This window comes from Kribbella sp. DT2 (assembly GCF_049844575.1).
GTDB lineage: Bacteria > Actinomycetota > Actinomycetes > Propionibacteriales > Kribbellaceae > Kribbella.
The window spans coordinates 1,793,156-1,809,905 of the sequence record NZ_JBNCLH010000001.1 but is presented as its reverse complement, the minus strand read 5'-3'; the positions used below and the strand labels follow the sequence as shown (position 1 = coordinate 1,809,905).

Below are 16,750 nucleotides of genomic sequence, written 5' to 3'. Positions count from 1 at the left end.
ACTATCCCGCGACTACACACAGTTGCCAAGCCTTCAGGCCCGTGAGCTCCCCGTCGCGGTCCCGATGCCGGGACCGTCGATCACGGTCCCGGCCCTCCCCCCGGAGTGGGACCCAGCCTGTCACCGACCGTGTTCGTGGGCCATCGCCCTACGGATGAGGCCGCGGGGCCGGCGGTCTCATCCCCAGGGTGACGGTCTCATCGCCAGGGTGACGGTCTCATCGCCAGGGTGAAAGGGGCGGTCCTTCAGGCCGACTTCACTCCGCGGACCGCCGGACCGATCGCCAGCGCGACGATCGCCGCGGTCAGTGCGAAGGCGGTCGGATAGCCGATGCCCGCGACGACGAAGCCGAACAGGATCGCGCCCGTGCCCCAGCCGCCGTCGTACGCGAGGTTCCACAGCGCGCTGACCTGGCCGTAGCGGGAGCGCGGCGAGCGGTCGTACATGATCGCGAGCGTGAGGTTCTGGGCCGCGCCGAAGCCGATGCCGAAGAGCGCGGCGCCGCCGAGCACCGCCGCCGGAGTCCCCACGAAGGCCAGCGCTCCCGCGCCGAGGGCCGCCAGCGCCAACGCCGGTACCAGCAACCGTCGCGGTCCGATCCGGTCGCCCAACCACCCGGCGACCCAGCGTGCGCCCGGCGCGGTCACCGCTTGGACGAGTAGCGCGGCCGCCACCAACTTGTGGTCCTGCGAGGCCAACGGGAGAAAGGTGACACTGATGCCCGCGGCGAGAGTCACCGCTGCGAACACTCCGGCCGGCATCAGCAGCCCGCTGCCCCGCAGACCTCCGAGCACCTTCACGTGGTGCTCCTCGTCGGTGACACAGGCCGGTCCACCAGGGAGGACGGCGAGCCCGGCCAACGAGCTGACCGCGGCGAGGACGAACAAGGTCTCGAACCCGACCACACCGGTGAGGTAGACACCGAGCGGCAGACCGAGCGCGGCCGGGAGGCCAACCACCACGCCGTACACGCCGAGTGCTTCGCGACGCCGAGCTGCCGGGGTCACCTCGGCGACCAGCGCGACGGCGCCGGAGGCCGCGAGGTAGAGCGGCACGACCGAGGTCAGCAGGTACATGCTCAGGCCGGAGCCGAAGATCACCAGCAGCAAACGCGCGAACTGCGCGGTGACAAGACGTCCGGGCCGGAGCCGCACGGCGGCGGTGGGTTCACAGGCGAGGCTGGTCATACGACCACGCTAGGAACGGACCGGTCTGGCCGACAGATCCAGTTGGCCGGCCGGGTAGAGGACCAGTTGCGGCGGCCCGGGTTGCCGTTGCCCAGCCGACCGCTCAGAGCTGGTCGCGAATCAGCGCGGCCAGCCGGTCCAGGGCCGGTTCGAGCTCCGCCGGGGTGACCGAGCTGCAGGACAGCCGCAGCGCGTTGACCGGCGCATCGGCGTCGTAGAAGTGGCTCATCGGGGTCCACAGGACGCCGTAGTCCTGCGCCGACTTCGCCAGCAGGGCGTCGTTGACCGGGAACGGGACCGTGACGACCAGGAAGAACCCGCCGGACGGGACGTTCCAGGTGACCTCGCCGTCAGGAAATCGAGCAGCGAGGCCCTCGGTCAGGGCTCTGAGGTTCGCCGCGTACGTCGAACGCTCACGGGTGTTGGCCGCGACCAGGCTGCAGCCGTGCTGAAGCAGCTTGCCGCCGATCATCGCCTGGCCGATCGCCGACGTGTTCACGGTGACCATGCTCTTGATCTTCGACAGCTCGTCGGCGAGCAGGCTGGTCGTGCCGTCCGGGTGCGCGACGAGCTGGTCGGCGACGACGTACCCGACCCGCGCGCCGGGCAGCGCGGTCTTGGCGAACGATCCGAGGTAGATCACCCGGCGTTCGGTGTCGAGCGCCTTGAGCGTCGGCACGCGGTCGACGCCCTCGGCGGGGAACAGGCCGTACGGGTTGTCCTCGAGCAGCAGCAGGTCCTGCTCGGCCGCGACGTCGAGCAGGCGTTGCCGGGTCTCCAGGTCGAGGCTCAACCCCGACGGGTTCGCGAAGTCCGGCATCACGTAGCACGCGCGTGGCCGCAGCCCGTCGGCCCGGGCGGCCTTGACCACGGCCACGAGATCCTCGAGATCGATCCCGTCGTTGCCCCCGGCAACTGGCAGCACGGGGAGGTCGAGCAGACGCGCCGCGCCGGTGATGCCGACGTACGACGGTGCGACCGCGAGCAGGACGTCGTGGGAGTCCTTGCGCAAGGCCCTCAGTGCGAGCACCATCGCTTCCTGGCAACCGACCGTCACGACCAGCGCCTCGGGATCGACGGTGATGCCCTCGTCGGCGAGCAGGTTGCGCGCGACGAGCCGGTGCACGATGCCCTTCGTGCGCCCGTACTGGAAGACCGTCCGCCGTACCGCCGCGTCGTCGTACCCGAGCTCGTCCCGCAGGTGGTCGCAGAAGGTGTCGAGGTAGGAGTGCAGGTCCTCGATCGCGTAGAACTCCTCCGCGGGGCGGCCTGCGGCGAGGGAGATCGCGTCGGGGTAGTGCTGGGCGACCTCGTTGAGGAAGTTCATCGAGTTGAGTGCTTTGTCGGTGAGCGCACCGTGCAGATCCGCGATGTCGAGATCAGCCATCGTTCCTCCAGCTCAGTTCCTTGACGGCCGCCAGGTCGGCGCACCCCGCGAGCAACATGGCGTCGGTCAGCTCGGTCCGCAGCAGCCCGAACGCCTCGTCGCAGGCATCCACAGCCAATGCCCACAGCAACGGTCTTCCGACCAGTACGCCGTGCGCACCGACGGCGAGCGCCTTCAGGACGTCGGTGCCACTCCGGATGCCGGAGTCCATCAACACCTCGATCTCGTTGCCCACCGCATCGACAACCGCCGGCAACGCGTCGATCGAAGCCACCGCGCCATCCAGCTGACGCCCACCGTGGTTCGACACCACCACCGCACTGGCACCGGCCTCCACAGCCCTTCGCGCGTCCCGCGGATCCAGAATCCCCTTCACCACCAGGGGAAGCTCGGTCCTCCGACGCAGCCACTCCAAGTCACTCCAGGACACCGTTGGCGAGAAGGCCGACTGCGTGTGCGCTGCTACGGCCGACAACCCCGGCACCGCGGTGTGCGCTTCTTTCGTGGTCTCCAGGTTCGCCGCCACCACACCGTCCGGCAACGCGAACCCGTTCCGCACGTCCCGCAACCGTCGTCCCATCACCGGCACATCCACCGTCACCACCAACGCCGAACACCCAGCAGCCCGAGCAACCAACTCCTCAACCACCCGCCGATCCCGCAGCCAGTACAGCTGGAACCAGCAGTCCCCCGGAATCTTCTCCAACGGCACGCTGCTCAACGTCGACACCACGTACGGCACCCCGGCTACGGCCGCAGCCCGAGCCAGCTCCAACTCCCCCTCCGAATGCACCAACCGCTGATAAGCCATCGGCGCCACAGCAACCGGCAACGAGGCCGCCGTCCCCAGCAACTGCTGCGTGGGATCGGCAACCTCAACCCCCGCCATCACCCGCGGGGTGATCCGTACGCGTTCCAGCGCACGCCGATTACCGTCCAGGGTCGACTCGGTTCCGCTCCCACCAGAGATGAAGTCACGCAGTGGCTCGGGGAGCAGGTCGCCGGCGAGATGCTCGTAGTCGGCCAGGCACACGGCGCCCGCGCGCCTACCGGCAACACCCGCCGAGGCGCCGGCGCGCGGAGCGTGCTCGGCTTCGGGGGCGATCGGCTCAATCCCCACCGAACAGCTCCCTCAGCCAGGTTGCTGCCTCGGCGATCGCTCGGCGGCCGCCGTCCAGGGCTCCGGACATCGCGAAGAAGCCGTGGACCATGCCGTCGTAGCGGGTCAGCGTGGTCGGGACTCCCGCGGCGTACAGCTTTTCGGCGTAGAACTCCCCCTCATCGCGGAGCGGGTCGTACTCGGCGGTGATCACGAGGGCCGGCGGCAAACCGCTGTGGGAAGAGGCGAGCAGCGGGGACGCCAGCGAGTCGGCGCCCTGGGAAGGATCGGTCAGGTAGTGGTTCCAGTACCAGCTGACCGACGTGCGGTTGAAGAGGTGCGGGTCGGTGCCGGCGCGCATCGACGCGGTGTCGGAGCCGTACAGGGTGTTGGGGTAAACAAGCAGCTGGCCCGCAAGCGCAGGGCCGTTGTCTCGGGCAAGCAGAGTGGTTGCCGCCGCCAAGTTGCCACCGGCACTGTCGCCGCCGACGACCAGACGGTCGGGGTCGACGAACGGCGCCTTCGCGATCCACTGGGTCGCGCGGTGGCAGTCGTGAACTGCCGCAGGAAAAGGGTTCTCGGGCGCGAGGCGGTAGCCGACGGTGATGACCTGGCAGCCGGCGGCGTTGACCAGCCGGCGACAGATGCCGTCGGCGATCTCGATGCTGCCGAGCGTCCACCCACCGCCGAAGAAGTACACCAGCGTCGGCAACGGGCCGTCACCGAAGGGCCGGTAGATGCGCAGCGGCACCCCGAGCTCGTCGACGAAGGCGTCCTCGACCGAGTGCACAGGCTCGACCTCACCGCCCGCGGCCTGGATCGACGCGAGGTCCGCGGCGCGCGCCTCGGCGAGGGTCTGGGTGTAGAGCTGCGGTACGTCGTCCGCCGCGCGCTGCGCACGCATCGCTTCCACCTGCGGGTCAAGGGGCATCGCACACCTCCACTGGCATCGACTCGTACCCCCGCAGGAACTGCTGCGGGTACCGCACCGCCGCCCGAGCCGCCCGAAGCCCTGGCAACCGCTCCATCAGGAGAGGAAACGCCAGCTGCGCCTCGGTCCGGGCAAGAGCAGCACCCAAGCAGAAGTGTGGTCCCGCCCCGAAACTCAGAGGTCGAGCACCCGTGGGAGTGGGGGGCGTGGCGGCGCGCCCCCGACCCGCGTCGCCTGCGGCGCCGCGAGCAACACCCCCGGCTACGGCTGAGTCCCCGGCCGCGTCTCCTCGCCTCCCCACCCCACCCGCTCGACGTTCTGCGGTGTGGATCTCGGGGTCCGGCATGAACCGGGCCGGCTCGAAGCGATCTGCGTCCGAGAAGGTCTCCGGGTCGCGGTTGGCGGCGCCGAGCATCACCAGGACGACCTCCTTCGGCGGGATCGTCGTCCCGGCGACCTCCACAACATCATCGGCGTACCGAGCGACGAACTGCACCGGCGACTCGTACCGCAACACCTCCTCGACGAAAGGCTCGACCGGGTACGAGCGAAGCTCCGGATGCTCCAGCAGCAGCGACAACCCGTTGCCCAGCAGGTGGATCGTCGTCACGAAGCTCGCGTTGAAGAGAACCAGCAGGTTGCAAACGAGCTCCTCGTCCGAAACCTCGGAGGAGCCCTCGGCAACCAATCGGCTGATCAGATCGTCAGCAGGCGCAGCACGCCGTACGGCGATCAACCGCCGGTAGTAGTCGCTCAGCTCAACCGTCGCCTCGTCCGCCCGACGCAAGACCTCGGCCGTCTTGCCCGTCACGTCCAGGAACTCGTTGATCCGCTGCACCCGCGGCCGGAACCACGCCAGGTCCTCCGCCGGAATCCCCAGCAACGCCGCGACCACCGAGCTCGGCAGGAGGTAGGCGAACTCCGCCATGAAGTCCGCCTCCCCGTCTGCCGCCAGCCGCGCTTCGAGCCCGTCGATCAGCAACGAGATCTGCGCGACCATCGCCGGCTCCAGCTCCTGCACGCGCCGCGGCGTGAAGACCTGCTGGAACAACCCCCGCGCCGCACCGTGCCGCTCACCGTTGCTGTACATCATCGAGTTGTTGAGCGCGGCAAGTAGCGGATGAGCACGCCACGCCGTTCCACCGTGCGTGTCGGAGAACGCGTCGTCGGTGACCCGCACCCGCGGGTCGCGCAGCACCTGGTTCACCGCGTCGTACCCGGTGACCACCGCCGGGTAGGGGCCGCTGCCCCCGATGAGGGAGACGGGACCGTGTCTTCGCAGCTCGGCGTAGTACCGGTACGGGTCCTCGAGACCCGCTGCGCTGAACAGTCCTTGCAGCACCTGGGCGGCGGTGGTCATCTCAACTCACCGGACCAGCTGCAAGGGGATCGAGTTCGCCATCGCCTGGTACCCCGCGTCCGTCAGGTGGATGTGGTCGCCCGCGTCGTACGCGGCCTTGAGCTTGGTCGGCGCCGCGGGATCGCGGACCACCTTGTCGAAGTCGATCACCCCGTCGAACTCGTGCGTGTTGCGCAGCCACGAGTTCACCGCCTGCCGGTTCGCCTCCCGCTCGGCCGTCCAGCCGCCGGGCGTGGTGAACCCCTCGTACGGCGTGATGGTCGCTCCGATACTGCGGATCCCGTGCTCCTCGAGCTGCGCGTTGATCTGCTTCAGCGACGCGATAATCTGGTCCGCGGACGCGTTGTCCATCCACAGGTCGTTGACCCCGAGGTGCGTGATCACCGCCTTCGGCCTGGTCTGCCCGAAGACGTCCTCGTTCAGGCGGGCCAGTGCGTTCGGCCCGATCTGCTCGAACCCGGGCGTGCCCAGGATCGGGTCGGTCCCGTCGCGGTTCAGCCGGCTGCCGGAGATCCCGACGTTGAGCACCCCGGCCGAGCCGTGCCGGCGGTCGGCGGCGAGCCGCTCGGCCAGCTGGTCGGGCCAGCGGTTGTTCGCGTTCGCCGTACTGCCGACGCCGTCCGCGATCGAGTCACCCAGTACGACGACCGCGCCGTCGGCCTCGTCGGTCTGCACGTCGACGCCGGACAGGAACGTCCAGCAGCACGCCCGCGTGGTCGTGTACGCCGTACCGGCGGCCTCGTTGGTCAGGTCGCCTGGGCCGAAGTAGTTCTCCTGGAACGACTGGGCGTGCCAGGACACCGGGCCGGTGGCAGTCGGGTAGTAGACGCTGATCACCAGCGTGGCCAGGTCGGGGACGCGCAGGTTGACCGGGTCGCTGAGCAGTTCGCCGCCCTTGTTCATCGTGGCGGTGGTCTTGCCGCCGAAGGTCAGCGCGCGCTTCGAGGCCGGCTCGAGGTCCGACATCGCCGGAGTCGCGGTGTTCGCCTTGGCGACGGTCGCGGCACCGATCTGGACCGGCCGGTCGCCGTAGATGTTGGAGAAGCGGATCCGGACCTTGTCGCCGCCGACCGACGGGCGTACGACGTACCGGGCGCTCTGGTTGGTCAGGCCGGTGGCGCTGAAGCCGGTGGTCTCGGCCTTGGTGACGGCGGTGGTCCAGCTACCGACCCACGTCGACCGGCCCCCCTGCGACGACGTGCTGGTGCTCTGCGCCTCGGAGCCGGTGAAGACCAGCGCCGAGCCGGCGAGTGAGACGGCCGCGGCGAGCGCGGCCGTTCGGATGGTACTGGGAATGCGCATGGAACAACCCCCCATTGGGTTGAAGCGCGGCGGGCCAGAAATACCCGGCGCGAGTGGCGTGACGGAAACCTAGTTCCGGAAACCTGTCGCGTCAACGGATACTTTTAATCGGCCACTTGAATTCACCCGACACCTGGTCGCCGGGTAATTCCCCAAGTACAGTCCTGCCCGGATCGAGAAGGGTGGGGTGCCATGTCGGTCGATCTCGTGGTGGGCGAAAACCTGGAGCATTCCGATTCCTACGTGGTGACCGCGCTCGGCCTGTTCGCCGCGTACGGCGACCGGCCCGCGATCGTCGCCGGGGACCGCCGGCTGAGCTACGCCGAGCTCCGGGCCCAGGTGCTCGACCTGGCCGCGACGCTGCAGGAGCGCGGCGTCGGTCCGGGTACCGGTGTCCTGGTGCTGGCCGGGAACACGCTGGAGCTGCCCGCACTCCAGCTGGCCCTGCACCTGGTCGGCGCACGGAGCATGTGGATCGCACCGATCGCCGGGCGCCGGGAGATCGAGGCGTTCGCGCGGCTGTCCGCGCCGGACGTGTTCGTCTACGACCCGACGAGCAAGGCCGTGCTGGGCGAGCGCCTGGCCGTCCAGCTCGGCGTACCGGTGCACTGCCTGGGTCCTGGTGGGCTCGGCCCCGACCTGCTGCGGCCGCCGTCGGGACCCTTCACAGCCGAGTACGACGACGCTGAGCCGACCACCTGCCTCCAGACCAGCGGCACAACCGGCGAGCCGAAGCTGGTGCACCACCGCCAGGCGTTCTACGAGCAGATCCTCACGCTGGCCGCGGACTACCTGGCGGCCGGGCTGCCGGTGCTGCGGCACCTGACGCACTCGCCGATGGCGTTCGCCAGCGGGCAGATCACCACGTTCTTCAACCTGTTCCAGGGCGGCGTGCTGTACGTCGAGGACCAGTGGGACGCCGGGGGTGCACTGGCGACGATCCAGCGTGAGCGGATCAACTCGACGTACGTGTCACCGCCCCTGCTCTACCAGCTGCTCGACCACCCGGACCTGGCGACGACCGACGTGAGCAGCATGTTCATGCTGAACGTCGGAGCCGGACCGGCGGCGCCGTCGCGGCTGCGGCAGGCCATCGCGCGGTTCGGGCCGGTGCTGCGGATCGTGTACGGGCTGAGCGAGGTCATCGTCGTCACGGCGCAGCCGGGGCTCACCGAGGACCCTGAGCACCCGGAGCGGCTGCGGTCGTCCGGCCTGCCGTACGGGGACGTGCGGGTGGAGATCCGGGAGGCCTCTGGCGGGGTCCTGCCCGCTGGTGAGACCGGGGAGATCTACGCGACCAGCAAGCTGCGCTTCGCGGGCTACTGGGGGCGGCCGGACCTCACTGAGCGGGCCATCGTCGACGGGTGGGTGCGGACGGGCGACCTGGGCTACCTGGACGCCGACGGCTACCTGTACGTCGTCGACCGGGTACAGGACACGATCGTCACCGGAGCGAGCAACTGGAACGTCTACTGCCGGCCGATCGAGGACCTCCTCGCCGCGCAGCCCGGGGTCCGGGCGGCGGCGGTGGTCGGCGTACCGGACGAGGAGTTCGGTGAGGTGCCGCACGCGTACGTCGTCCGGTACGACGGTGCGCCGGTCGACGCCGCGACGCTGCAGGCGGTGGTCCGGGACGAGTTCAACGACATGTGGGTACCACGGTCGGTCGAGTGGCTGGACGAGCTGCCGCTGACGTCGGCCCACAAGATCGACAAGGTCGCCCTGCGCTCCCGGCACGCGACATGAGGCCGTCCCCTCGCAACGCCCTGATCAGCCTGTTCACCGCGGACATCCTCTCCGCGCTGGGCACCCGCGTCTCGGCCGTCGCGATCCCCTGGCTCGTCCTCACGACCACCGGCAGCGCCGCCAAGATGGGCGTCATCGCGGCCGCCGAGATGCTCCCGTACGCGCTCACCGGAGTCCTCGCCGCGCCGCTCGCCGACCGCTTCGGCCACCGCCGGACGTCGATCGTCGCCGACACCGGCAGCGCCCTCGCGCTGATCGCCATCATCCTGATCCCCGGCACCACGTTCCTCCAGCTCGCCCTGCTGGTGGCCGTCGGAGGATCCCTCCGCGGCATCGGCGACCGGGTGAAGCACGTGATGCTCCGCCCGCTGGCCGAGCAGTGCGAGGTCTCGATGCTCCGCATCACCTCCCTGTACGAGGGCCTCAGCCGATCGGCCACCCTGGTAGGAGCCCCACTGGGAGGCCTCCTGATCGCCGCCCTGGGCACCCACGGAGCCCTCTGGGCAGACGCGTTCAGCTTCGCCGCGTGCGCACTCCTCGTCGCCACCCTCGTCCACCTCCCCGCGGAACCGGGGGTGGGGGAAGGGGGGCCTGCCGCCCCGGCGCCAGTCGCCTCCGGCGACGGCGAGACACCCGTGGCGCTCTCCGCCGAAGTCGCCGGAGGCGACAAGCCCGGCGGGGCCGCGACGCCCCTCCCCCGCTCTCCCGCCGAGGCCGCCGCAGGCGGCGAGGCGAAGCCGGCCCCCGAGCCTTACTGGACCGCTCTCCGGGGTGGGTTCACGTTCCTCCGGGGGGACCGGGTGCTGATCGGGATGATGCTGATGACCTTCGCCATCAACGTGTTCGGGCAGGCCAGCGCGGCGGTCTACACGCCCTTGTGGGTGGAGGAGGTGGTGGGGACGCCGGTCGTGCTGGGCCTGCTGTTCGGCGGGTTCGCCGGTGGCGCGCTGCTCGGCAACGTGATCTTCACCGTGTACGCCGACCGCATCCCGCCGTACCGGGCGTTCGTCATCGGGGCTCTGATCGGCGGGGCGCCGCGCCTGCTGACCATGGGGCTGTCGGACACCGTCTGGCTCGTCGTGTCGGTCAGCTTCCTGTGCGGGATCGCCAACGCCTCGCTCAACCCGGTCATCGGCGCCACCCTCTTCGAGCGGGTCCCAGCAACCCTTCAGACCCGCGTCTTCGGCGTCATCGGCGCCCTGACCTTCGCAGGCATCCCCGTGGGCAGCCTGCTCGGCGGCTGGAGCGCCTCGGCGCTCGGACTGCGCCCGGCGCTCCTCCTGTCCGGCGGACTCTTCCTGCTCGCCACGCTCATCCCCGTCGTGCAGCTCTACCGCCGCCCTGGCTCGACCCCGCAGTTCAGCGGCGCCGCCAAACCCAAGGAGGAGCCCGCTTGAGCGGGCTCCCCGACCCCAGGCCGGGAGGCCCCATGACCGAGGACACCGACCCCCACTGCCTCCGCCCAGGCGAGTCCACCGAGCTGCTGGCCGGCCACCCCTGGCGCCGTTTCGTCGTACTGGGTGACAGCGTCGCGGAAGGCCTGTGCGAACCCCTCCTGGGCTACAGCGACCTCCAGTGGGCCGACCGCCTCGCCGCCGAGCTCACCGCGGCAGCGCCCGAGCTGGAGTACCTCAACCTCGGCGTCAGCGGCCTCCGCGCCCACGAGATCCACCAGACCCAGCTGGCCCCGGCGCTGGCCTTCCAGCCCGACCTGGCCCTCGTGGTCGGCGGTGGCAACGACGCCTTCAGTGCCCGGTACGACGCCGACCGCGTCGACGCCGAGCTGGAGACGATGATCATCGCCTTGAAGGTCGCGGGCGCCGACGTGATCACGCTCGGCATGTTCGACGTCTCGGCCAGCCCGGCCATCCAGGGCTGGCTCCGCCCAGGCCTGCACCAGCGCATGCGGCTGCTCTCGGAACGCACCCGCGCACTGGCCGAGAAGCACCGCACGATCCACGTGCACCTGACGACCCATCCGCTGTCCACCGACCCCGGGTTGTATTCCAGCGACGGCCGGCACGGAAATGCGCGCAGCGACGCCGTCGCCGCAGCGGAAACAATTCGAATTCTGGGCACGCGAAAGCGCCGCAACGACAAATACACACATTCAGCTCGGAGAGGCCAGTGAAATGACGTCCCTCGGACTGCTCGAATTCTGGGCGATGACCGACCTGGTCACGCCGATGGCTTTACGGACCGTCGCGACCCTGCGCATCGCCGACCACCTCGCGGAAGGACCACGCGACCTCAAGGACCTGGCCCTCGCGACGAACGCCGACGCGGACGCCCTCGGCCGCGTCCTGCGCTACCTGGCGGCCCGCGGCATCTTCGAGGCGGGCGACGACGACCGCTTCGCGCTCGGCGAGACCGCCCGCTGGCTCCTGGACGACGACCCGAGCGCGGCCCGCCGCTGGCTCGACCAGACCGGGTACGGCGCGACGATGGACCGCGCCCACCTCGACCTGCTCGGCGTCACCAGCCGAGGAGGACCAACGGCGGCCGCCAACAAGACCAGCCTCGACGCGACCGCCGCCGCGTCGTACGACCAGCTGATGGAGGCCAACACCCGGAACGAAGCGGTGCTGCTCGTCCGCGCGATCGGCTGGAGCCGCTTCGAGCACCTGGTCGACGTCGGCGGCGGGACCGGCGTACAGCTGGCAGCGATCCTCGCGGCCACCCCGGAGATGCGCGGCACGCTGGTCGAGCTGCCGACCAGCGTCGACAGCGCCGAGCAGCGCTTCGAGCAGGCCGGCCTGACCGGCCGCTGCGCCATCCTCGCCGGCGACGTGCTGCAACTGGAGCTGCCGACCGCCGACGCGTTCCTGCTCCGGATGCTGCTGCACTCGTTCGAGGACGACCAGGCCGTCGACGTGCTGACCCGCTGCCGCCGGGCGCTGCGTCCCGGCGGCTCGGTCTTCGTCGCCGAGGCGGCCGACACCCATCAGGCGGCCTTCACCGCGATGGACCTGATCGTCCTGGTGCTCGGACACGGCCGCGAACGCACGCTCGCCCAGTACGACGAACTGGCGGCCGCGGCCGGCCTGCGCCGCACCGGCATCCACACCCCACCGGCGGGACCCCGCGCGCTCGAGTACACGGCCTGACCACGTCATTCGACCAGCAGCGGGCCGGTGACGTGCACGGCCCGCTTGAGGTTGAGCACCTCGCCGTGCTCGTGGGACCCGACCCGCAGGAAGCACCCCGCCGCCTGGCGCCCGAAGGTGTACTGGCCGACCGAGTACGGCACCTCGGCCTGCAACTGCTCACCGGTCTTCACGTGGACGAAGTCCATCGTCAGCCGGTCCGGCCGCACGTAGTCCTGCAGCAGGAACGACCCGTTCCCGGCAACAGCCTCGGCCAGCCCAGCCCGCCACTCGTCGACCGGACACTCGTGCCCGACCAGTACGCCGGACCCGCCGTACTCGTCGGCCGGCTTGAGCACGAGCTCGGCCTGCCGCTCGGTCGCGGCCTCGACCAGCTCGGGCGTCATCACCCGGCTCCACGGGATGTGCCGCCGTACCAGGACCTGATCGTCAGGGCTGAGCAGGTCCAGGTCGTCCCACAGCCAGGCGAGCAGCAGCTTGTTCGCCAGCAGCCATCCAGCCGACGAGGTGAACAGCCTCGATTGCCCGGACGCGACCGCCGCCTTCAGCGCGGCCTGCCCCTCGTTCTGCGGCATGTCCGTGCAGACGAACAAGCGGAACACCGACTCCACGAGGCGCCCCTGGTTGACCAGCCTCCCCTCGTCATCGGCCGACAGCCAGTGCACCGGAGCGACGTCGACGTCGAGCCCGAACGCCTTGCCCCGCTCGATGAACGGGTCGAGCAGCTCGAGGATCGCCGGGATGTTGTCGCTGCCCGGGTACTCCCCCTCGGTCCGCAGCACCATCGTCAACCGGCTCCCGGGCTCCAGCCCGAGCAGGTCCACGATCGCCTGGTACCGCCGGTCGACCGGCGACGGCGGCGCGTCCACGCCGAGCAGCGAGTCGAGCCCGTGGTTGCGCCACATCTCCAGGAACCGCGTCGACACCCCCTCGGTGTCCCACACGCACCCGACCTCGCTGCCGATGTTGAACTCGACGAACTTCGGGATCCCACCACTGATCAGTACGTCGGGCCGCCCGGACTGCAGCAGGTGCTCGCCGAGCACCTCGTCGTCGTCCAGGTACTCGATCAGGCCGTCCGGTGTCCCGAGCAACTTCCGCAGCTCCCCGGCGGTGGTTGCCCGGCGCAACGCGGTCTCCAGGACCAGGCCGAGCAGCCGGTCCATCACGCGGCCCAGTTCGTCGTACCGGCCGCGGTCGATCAGGACCGGGCGCAGCGGCCGCCAGGACCGGTTGAAGGTGAGGACCCGGTCGAAGACCCGCTTCCAGTCCTCGTGGCCGGCGGCAAGCACCTTCTCGCGCGTTGCCTGAGGCACCTTCTCCCACACGTCGAACGGCTCGGCCCGCCAGTCGTAGCTCAGGTCCATCGCTTCAGCTCCGTTTCGTCCACGAGCAGCAGACCGCCGGTCAGCGCGCCCTGGGTGAGGTTCACGACGCCACCGGCTCCGGGTGGCGAGAAGCGGGTGAAGACACCCGCGGGGATCCGGTCGAACAGGTACGTCGACACGCAGTACGAGACCTCGGCCTCGACCACGTCACCGCTCGCCGGCTGGAGGAACTGCATGGTCAGCGGGTCCGCCTCGATCAGCTCCTGGATGATGTGCGGCCCGGTCGCCGCGTCCAGCGCGGCCACCCAGTCCTCGTCCGAGGTCAGCGGGCCGATGAAGACGCCGTGCCCGCCGTAGTCGTCGGTCGGTTTGAGCACGAGCCGCGCGCGGTCGTCGATCGCGCGCTGCCGCAGCTCCGGCCCGTACACCCAGGTCTGCGGGACGTGCGCCCGGATCACCTCGGCGTCCTCATCGGGCAGGCTGTCCAGGTCCTCCCACAACCAGGCGAAGATCGTCTTGTTGCTCAGCAGCCAGACCGCGCTCGGCAGGTACATCCGGAACGTCCCCGCCTCATGCGCGAGGCGCACTGCCGCCATCCCAGGGCTGTCCTGAACGTACGGCGGCACGAACATCCGCCACACCGCGTCCAGCGTCAGCTCACCGGCGACCAGCCGCCCCGCGGCATCCTGCTCGATCCACTCGACCGGATAGACGACCAGGTCGACCCCGAGCTCGCGTCCCCGGTCGGCGAAGGGCCGCAGCCGGTTGATCAGGTAGTTCGGCCGGTCCGCGCCCGGGTAGCCACCCCCCGCGGTGAACAGCATCGCCGTCACCTTGCCCGGCCCGACGTCGGCCCGGATCGCGTCGAACCGCGCGTCGATCGCCGACGGCGGCGCGGCGGCCTTCAGCTCGCGGAACATCGGCTCCTCGGCGTACGCCGCCATCCACCGCTTGATCACGCCGTCCGCGTCGAGCACCCCGCCGAGCGCGCTCTCCACGTTGCACTCGACCATCCGCGGGACGCCGCGCTCGAGCAGCAGGTCGGAACGGATCGCGTTGATCAGCCGCCCGGTCAATGGCTCGCTGTCGTCGAGCAGCTGGATCCGCCCTTCCGGTACGCCGAGCAGTTCGCGCAGCTCGCCCGCCGTACGGGCTCGGCGGCGGCAGCACTCGAGGACGAGCCGCGACACCTCCTGGGTCACCCGGTTCATCTCGTCGTACGCCGCGTGCGTGGCGACCGGCGACCTCAGCGGGATCCAGTTCTGGTTCTGCAGCGCGACGTCGTGGTACACCTGCTCCCAGTGTTCGTGGCCGTAGGCAAGTAACTTGGCGCGCACCGGCTCCGGCAGCACCGGCCACAGCTCGGCAGCCGACGGTCGCTGCGTCATCGCTCCCCCTCCAGTACGGCGTGAATCGCGGCCAGCAGGTGGTCCCGCCCCGGCTGCACCGCGCGATCGAGCGCCGGCGCGAACGGCAGCACCGCGCCGTCCGGACGCGTCACCCGGCGCGGCGGAACGGCCAGCTCGAAACGCTCAGCGGCGACCGCGAGCACCTCGGCGCCGAACCCGCTGGTCCGGTTCGAGTCGTCGATCACCACCAGCCGCCGGGTCTTCGCCACCGACGCGGCGATCCCGTCCACGTCCAGTGGGTAGACCGTCCGCGGATCGAAGACCTCGACCCGGCCGGGCAGCTCGTCGGCCACCGCCAGGGCCTCCTGCACGAGGTGGCCCAGGGCAACGACTGTCACGTCGGACCCCTCCCTGACGACCTGCCCTCTACCCAGCGGCACCGCCTTCAGGTCGGCGTACTCGACGTCGTCCCGGATCCCCAACGCGCCGGCCGGCGCGAAGACCACCACCGGATCGTCGTCCCGGATCGCCGACAGCATCAGCCCGTACGCATCGGCCGGCGACGACGGCACGACCGTCTTCACCCCGACGTGCGCGAACAGGTTGTACGGATGGTCGGAGTGCTGCCCGGCCCAGCCGGTGCGTGAGCCGGAGCCGGTGACGACGTACGTGACCGGCACCCGGCACTGCCCGCCGGTCATCAGCGAGAACTTGTGGGCCTGGTTCGCGATCTGCTCGAACACCAGGAACAGCAGCGATGGGATCTGGAACTCGATCACCGGCCGCAACCCGGCCAGCGCCGCGCCGGTCGCGAAGTTCGTGAACGCCTGCTCCGACAGCGGCGTGTCCAGCACCCGCTCAGGGCCGAACCGGGCGAACAGCCCGGCGGTCAGGTTGGAGGCCGCCACCCGGACGTCCTCGCCGAGCACGAAGACCGCGTCGTCCGCCGCCAGCTCGTCGCCGAGGGCGCGGTTGAGCGCCTTCAGGTAGGAGAGTTTGGGCATCAGCGCATCACCTCCGGGGACGCGTACAAGAACTCGAGAGCGGCAGCCGGGTCGGGATGGGCGGAACCCATCGCGATCCCGGCCGCCGCGTCGAGCAGGGCCTCGACCTCGGCATCCACGGCTGCCCGTTGTTCGGCAGCCAGCCGTGCGCCCTGGATCTCCACTGGGTCCCGCGACCGCCCAGTCGAGAGCTCTTCGGTACTGCGGTAGGTCAGCCTGGTCCGGTGCTCGAACGTGTGGTGCGCGTCGAACCGGTACGTCGTGCACTCCAGGAACGTCGGCCCCTTGCCGGACCGGGCCCGGCCGACGGCGGCAGTGGTTGCCGCCAGCACCTTCTCGGCGTCCTGGCCGTCGATCGTGAAGGCCGGCATCCCGAACGCCCGGGCCCGGCCGGTGATGCTGCCCGCGACCGCCGACCCCACCGGCATCGTGGTGGCGTAGCCGTTGTTCTCGCAGACGAACACCACCGGGACCCGCCAGAGCGCGGCCAGGTTGAAGGCCTCCAGCAACATTCCCTCGTTCATCGCCCCGTCACCGAAGAAGCTGACGGCAACGATGTCCTTGCCCTGGCGCTGGTACGCCCAGGCGGCGCCGGTCGCGATCGACCCGGCCGCGCCGACGATCGCGTTCGCGCCGAGGATGCCCAGGCCGAAGTCGGCCGCGTGCATCGAACCGCCGCGGCCCTTGTTCAGCCCGCCTTCGCGGCCCATCAGCTCGGCGAGCATCCGGGCCGGGGCCGCGCCCTTCGCCAGCACGTGACCGTGCCCGCGATGGGTGCTGGTGATCACGTCGTCCGGGCGGAGCGCCGCGCACACGCCGGCCGCGATCGCCTCCTGGCCGACGTACGGGTGAATGCCACCGACGATCTCCCCGGACCGGACGAAGGCGATCGCCCGCTCCTCGAAGCGCCGGATCAACCGAACGGTCCGGTAAAGATCGACGGTGGTCAT

The 16,750-nt window shown here is 70.3% G+C and carries 14 protein-coding genes; 4 read left to right on the top strand and 10 right to left on the bottom strand.

Going from position 1 to position 16,750, the window contains the following annotated elements; translation table 11 throughout:
* Positions 1-245 precede the first annotated feature (245 nt).
* From ACLQ2O_RS08675 to ACLQ2O_RS08650, 6 genes are all read right to left on the bottom strand, one after another.
* Positions 246-1,187, bottom strand: a complete 942-nt coding sequence (locus ACLQ2O_RS08675) for an MFS transporter (protein ID WP_425828999.1) — start codon at positions 1,185-1,187, stop codon at positions 246-248.
* A gap of 103 nt (positions 1,188-1,290) precedes the next feature.
* Positions 1,291-2,574: a PLP-dependent aminotransferase family protein gene (locus ACLQ2O_RS08670; RefSeq protein WP_425828998.1), complete on the bottom strand. Its 1,284-nt coding sequence runs from the start codon at positions 2,572-2,574 to the stop codon at positions 1,291-1,293.
* Positions 2,567-3,694, bottom strand: coding sequence for an alpha-hydroxy acid oxidase (locus ACLQ2O_RS08665; protein WP_425828996.1), 1,128 nt, complete (start codon positions 3,692-3,694; stop codon positions 2,567-2,569). Before ACLQ2O_RS08665 ends, ACLQ2O_RS08670 begins: the two co-directional genes overlap by 8 nt.
* The gene (locus ACLQ2O_RS08660; RefSeq protein WP_425828994.1) at positions 3,684-4,577 is read right to left on the bottom strand and encodes an alpha/beta hydrolase; all 894 of its coding nucleotides are present in this window, start codon (positions 4,575-4,577) and stop codon (positions 3,684-3,686) included. The genes ACLQ2O_RS08665 and ACLQ2O_RS08660 overlap by 11 nt, the downstream gene beginning before the upstream one ends.
* 16 nt (positions 4,578-4,593) lie before the next feature.
* A complete protein-coding gene (locus tag ACLQ2O_RS08655; protein WP_425828992.1) occupies positions 4,594-5,964 on the bottom strand; it encodes a cytochrome P450 in 1,371 nt (456 codons plus the stop codon).
* 6 nt (positions 5,965-5,970) lie between these two features.
* A complete protein-coding gene (locus ACLQ2O_RS08650; RefSeq protein WP_425828990.1) occupies positions 5,971-7,266 on the bottom strand; it encodes an SGNH/GDSL hydrolase family protein in 1,296 nt (431 codons plus the stop codon).
* A gap of 192 nt (positions 7,267-7,458) precedes the next feature.
* Here ACLQ2O_RS08650 and ACLQ2O_RS08645 point away from each other — a divergent pair, with 192 nt between their 5' ends.
* From ACLQ2O_RS08645 to ACLQ2O_RS08630, 4 genes are read left to right on the top strand one after another with little or no spacing between them, the layout of a single operon-like run.
* On the top strand, positions 7,459-9,012 hold the full coding sequence (locus ACLQ2O_RS08645; protein WP_425828988.1) for a class I adenylate-forming enzyme family protein: 1,554 nt from the start codon (positions 7,459-7,461) through the stop codon (positions 9,010-9,012).
* Positions 9,009-10,409 carry an MFS transporter gene (locus ACLQ2O_RS08640; RefSeq protein WP_425828986.1) on the top strand — a complete coding sequence of 467 codons (1,401 nt, stop codon included), beginning with the start codon at positions 9,009-9,011 and terminating at the stop codon, positions 10,407-10,409. Before ACLQ2O_RS08645 ends, ACLQ2O_RS08640 begins: the two co-directional genes overlap by 4 nt.
* A 32-nt stretch (positions 10,410-10,441) precedes the next feature.
* Positions 10,442-11,143 (top strand): SGNH/GDSL hydrolase family protein, encoded by a 702-nt coding sequence (locus tag ACLQ2O_RS08635; protein WP_425828984.1) that lies wholly within the window; start codon positions 10,442-10,444, stop codon positions 11,141-11,143.
* A 1-nt stretch (position 11,144) separates the two neighbouring features.
* On the top strand, positions 11,145-12,119 hold the full coding sequence (locus ACLQ2O_RS08630; RefSeq protein WP_425828982.1) for a methyltransferase: 975 nt from the start codon (positions 11,145-11,147) through the stop codon (positions 12,117-12,119).
* A 5-nt stretch (positions 12,120-12,124) separates the two neighbouring features.
* Here ACLQ2O_RS08630 and ACLQ2O_RS08625 read toward each other — a convergent pair whose 3' ends face one another.
* The 4 genes from ACLQ2O_RS08625 to ACLQ2O_RS08610 are packed head-to-tail and all read right to left on the bottom strand — an operon-like array spanning position 12,125 to position 16,750.
* Complete coding sequence (locus ACLQ2O_RS08625) at positions 12,125-13,486, bottom strand: hypothetical protein (protein WP_425828980.1); 1,362 nt, start codon at positions 13,484-13,486, stop codon at positions 12,125-12,127.
* The gene (locus tag ACLQ2O_RS08620) at positions 13,477-14,835 is read right to left on the bottom strand and encodes a hypothetical protein (RefSeq protein ID WP_425828978.1); all 1,359 of its coding nucleotides are present in this window, start codon (positions 14,833-14,835) and stop codon (positions 13,477-13,479) included. Before ACLQ2O_RS08620 ends, ACLQ2O_RS08625 begins: the two co-directional genes overlap by 10 nt.
* Positions 14,832-15,800, bottom strand: a complete 969-nt coding sequence (locus ACLQ2O_RS08615) for an alpha-ketoacid dehydrogenase subunit beta (RefSeq protein ID WP_425828976.1) — start codon at positions 15,798-15,800, stop codon at positions 14,832-14,834. Before ACLQ2O_RS08615 ends, ACLQ2O_RS08620 begins: the two co-directional genes overlap by 4 nt.
* On the bottom strand, positions 15,800-16,750 hold the full coding sequence (locus ACLQ2O_RS08610; protein WP_425828974.1) for a thiamine pyrophosphate-dependent dehydrogenase E1 component subunit alpha: 951 nt from the start codon (positions 16,748-16,750) through the stop codon (positions 15,800-15,802). The genes ACLQ2O_RS08615 and ACLQ2O_RS08610 overlap by 1 nt, the downstream gene beginning before the upstream one ends.

Coding starts and splice junctions, on each gene's coding strand:
- ACLQ2O_RS08675 (WP_425828999.1), bottom strand. CDS start 1,187: ATGACCAGCCTCGCCTGTGAACCCACCGCCGCCGTGCGGCTCCGGCCC.
- ACLQ2O_RS08670 (WP_425828998.1), bottom strand. CDS start 2,574: ATGGCTGATCTCGACATCGCGGATCTGCACGGTGCGCTCACCGACAAA.
- ACLQ2O_RS08660 (WP_425828994.1), bottom strand. CDS start 4,577: ATGCGTGCGCAGCGCGCGGCGGACGACGTACCGCAGCTCTACACCCAG.
- ACLQ2O_RS08655 (WP_425828992.1), bottom strand. CDS start 5,964: ATGACCACCGCCGCCCAGGTGCTGCAAGGACTGTTCAGCGCAGCGGGT.
- ACLQ2O_RS08650 (WP_425828990.1), bottom strand. CDS start 7,266: ATGCGCATTCCCAGTACCATCCGAACGGCCGCGCTCGCCGCGGCCGTC.
- ACLQ2O_RS08645 (WP_425828988.1), top strand. CDS start 7,459: ATGTCGGTCGATCTCGTGGTGGGCGAAAACCTGGAGCATTCCGATTCC.
- ACLQ2O_RS08640 (WP_425828986.1), top strand. CDS start 9,009: ATGAGGCCGTCCCCTCGCAACGCCCTGATCAGCCTGTTCACCGCGGAC.
- ACLQ2O_RS08635 (WP_425828984.1), top strand. CDS start 10,442: ATGACCGAGGACACCGACCCCCACTGCCTCCGCCCAGGCGAGTCCACC.
- ACLQ2O_RS08630 (WP_425828982.1), top strand. CDS start 11,145: ATGACGTCCCTCGGACTGCTCGAATTCTGGGCGATGACCGACCTGGTC.
- ACLQ2O_RS08625 (WP_425828980.1), bottom strand. CDS start 13,486: ATGGACCTGAGCTACGACTGGCGGGCCGAGCCGTTCGACGTGTGGGAG.
- ACLQ2O_RS08620 (WP_425828978.1), bottom strand. CDS start 14,835: ATGACGCAGCGACCGTCGGCTGCCGAGCTGTGGCCGGTGCTGCCGGAG.
- ACLQ2O_RS08615 (WP_425828976.1), bottom strand. CDS start 15,800: ATGCCCAAACTCTCCTACCTGAAGGCGCTCAACCGCGCCCTCGGCGAC.
- ACLQ2O_RS08610 (WP_425828974.1), bottom strand. CDS start 16,750: ATGACCACCGTCGATCTTTACCGGACCGTTCGGTTGATCCGGCGCTTC.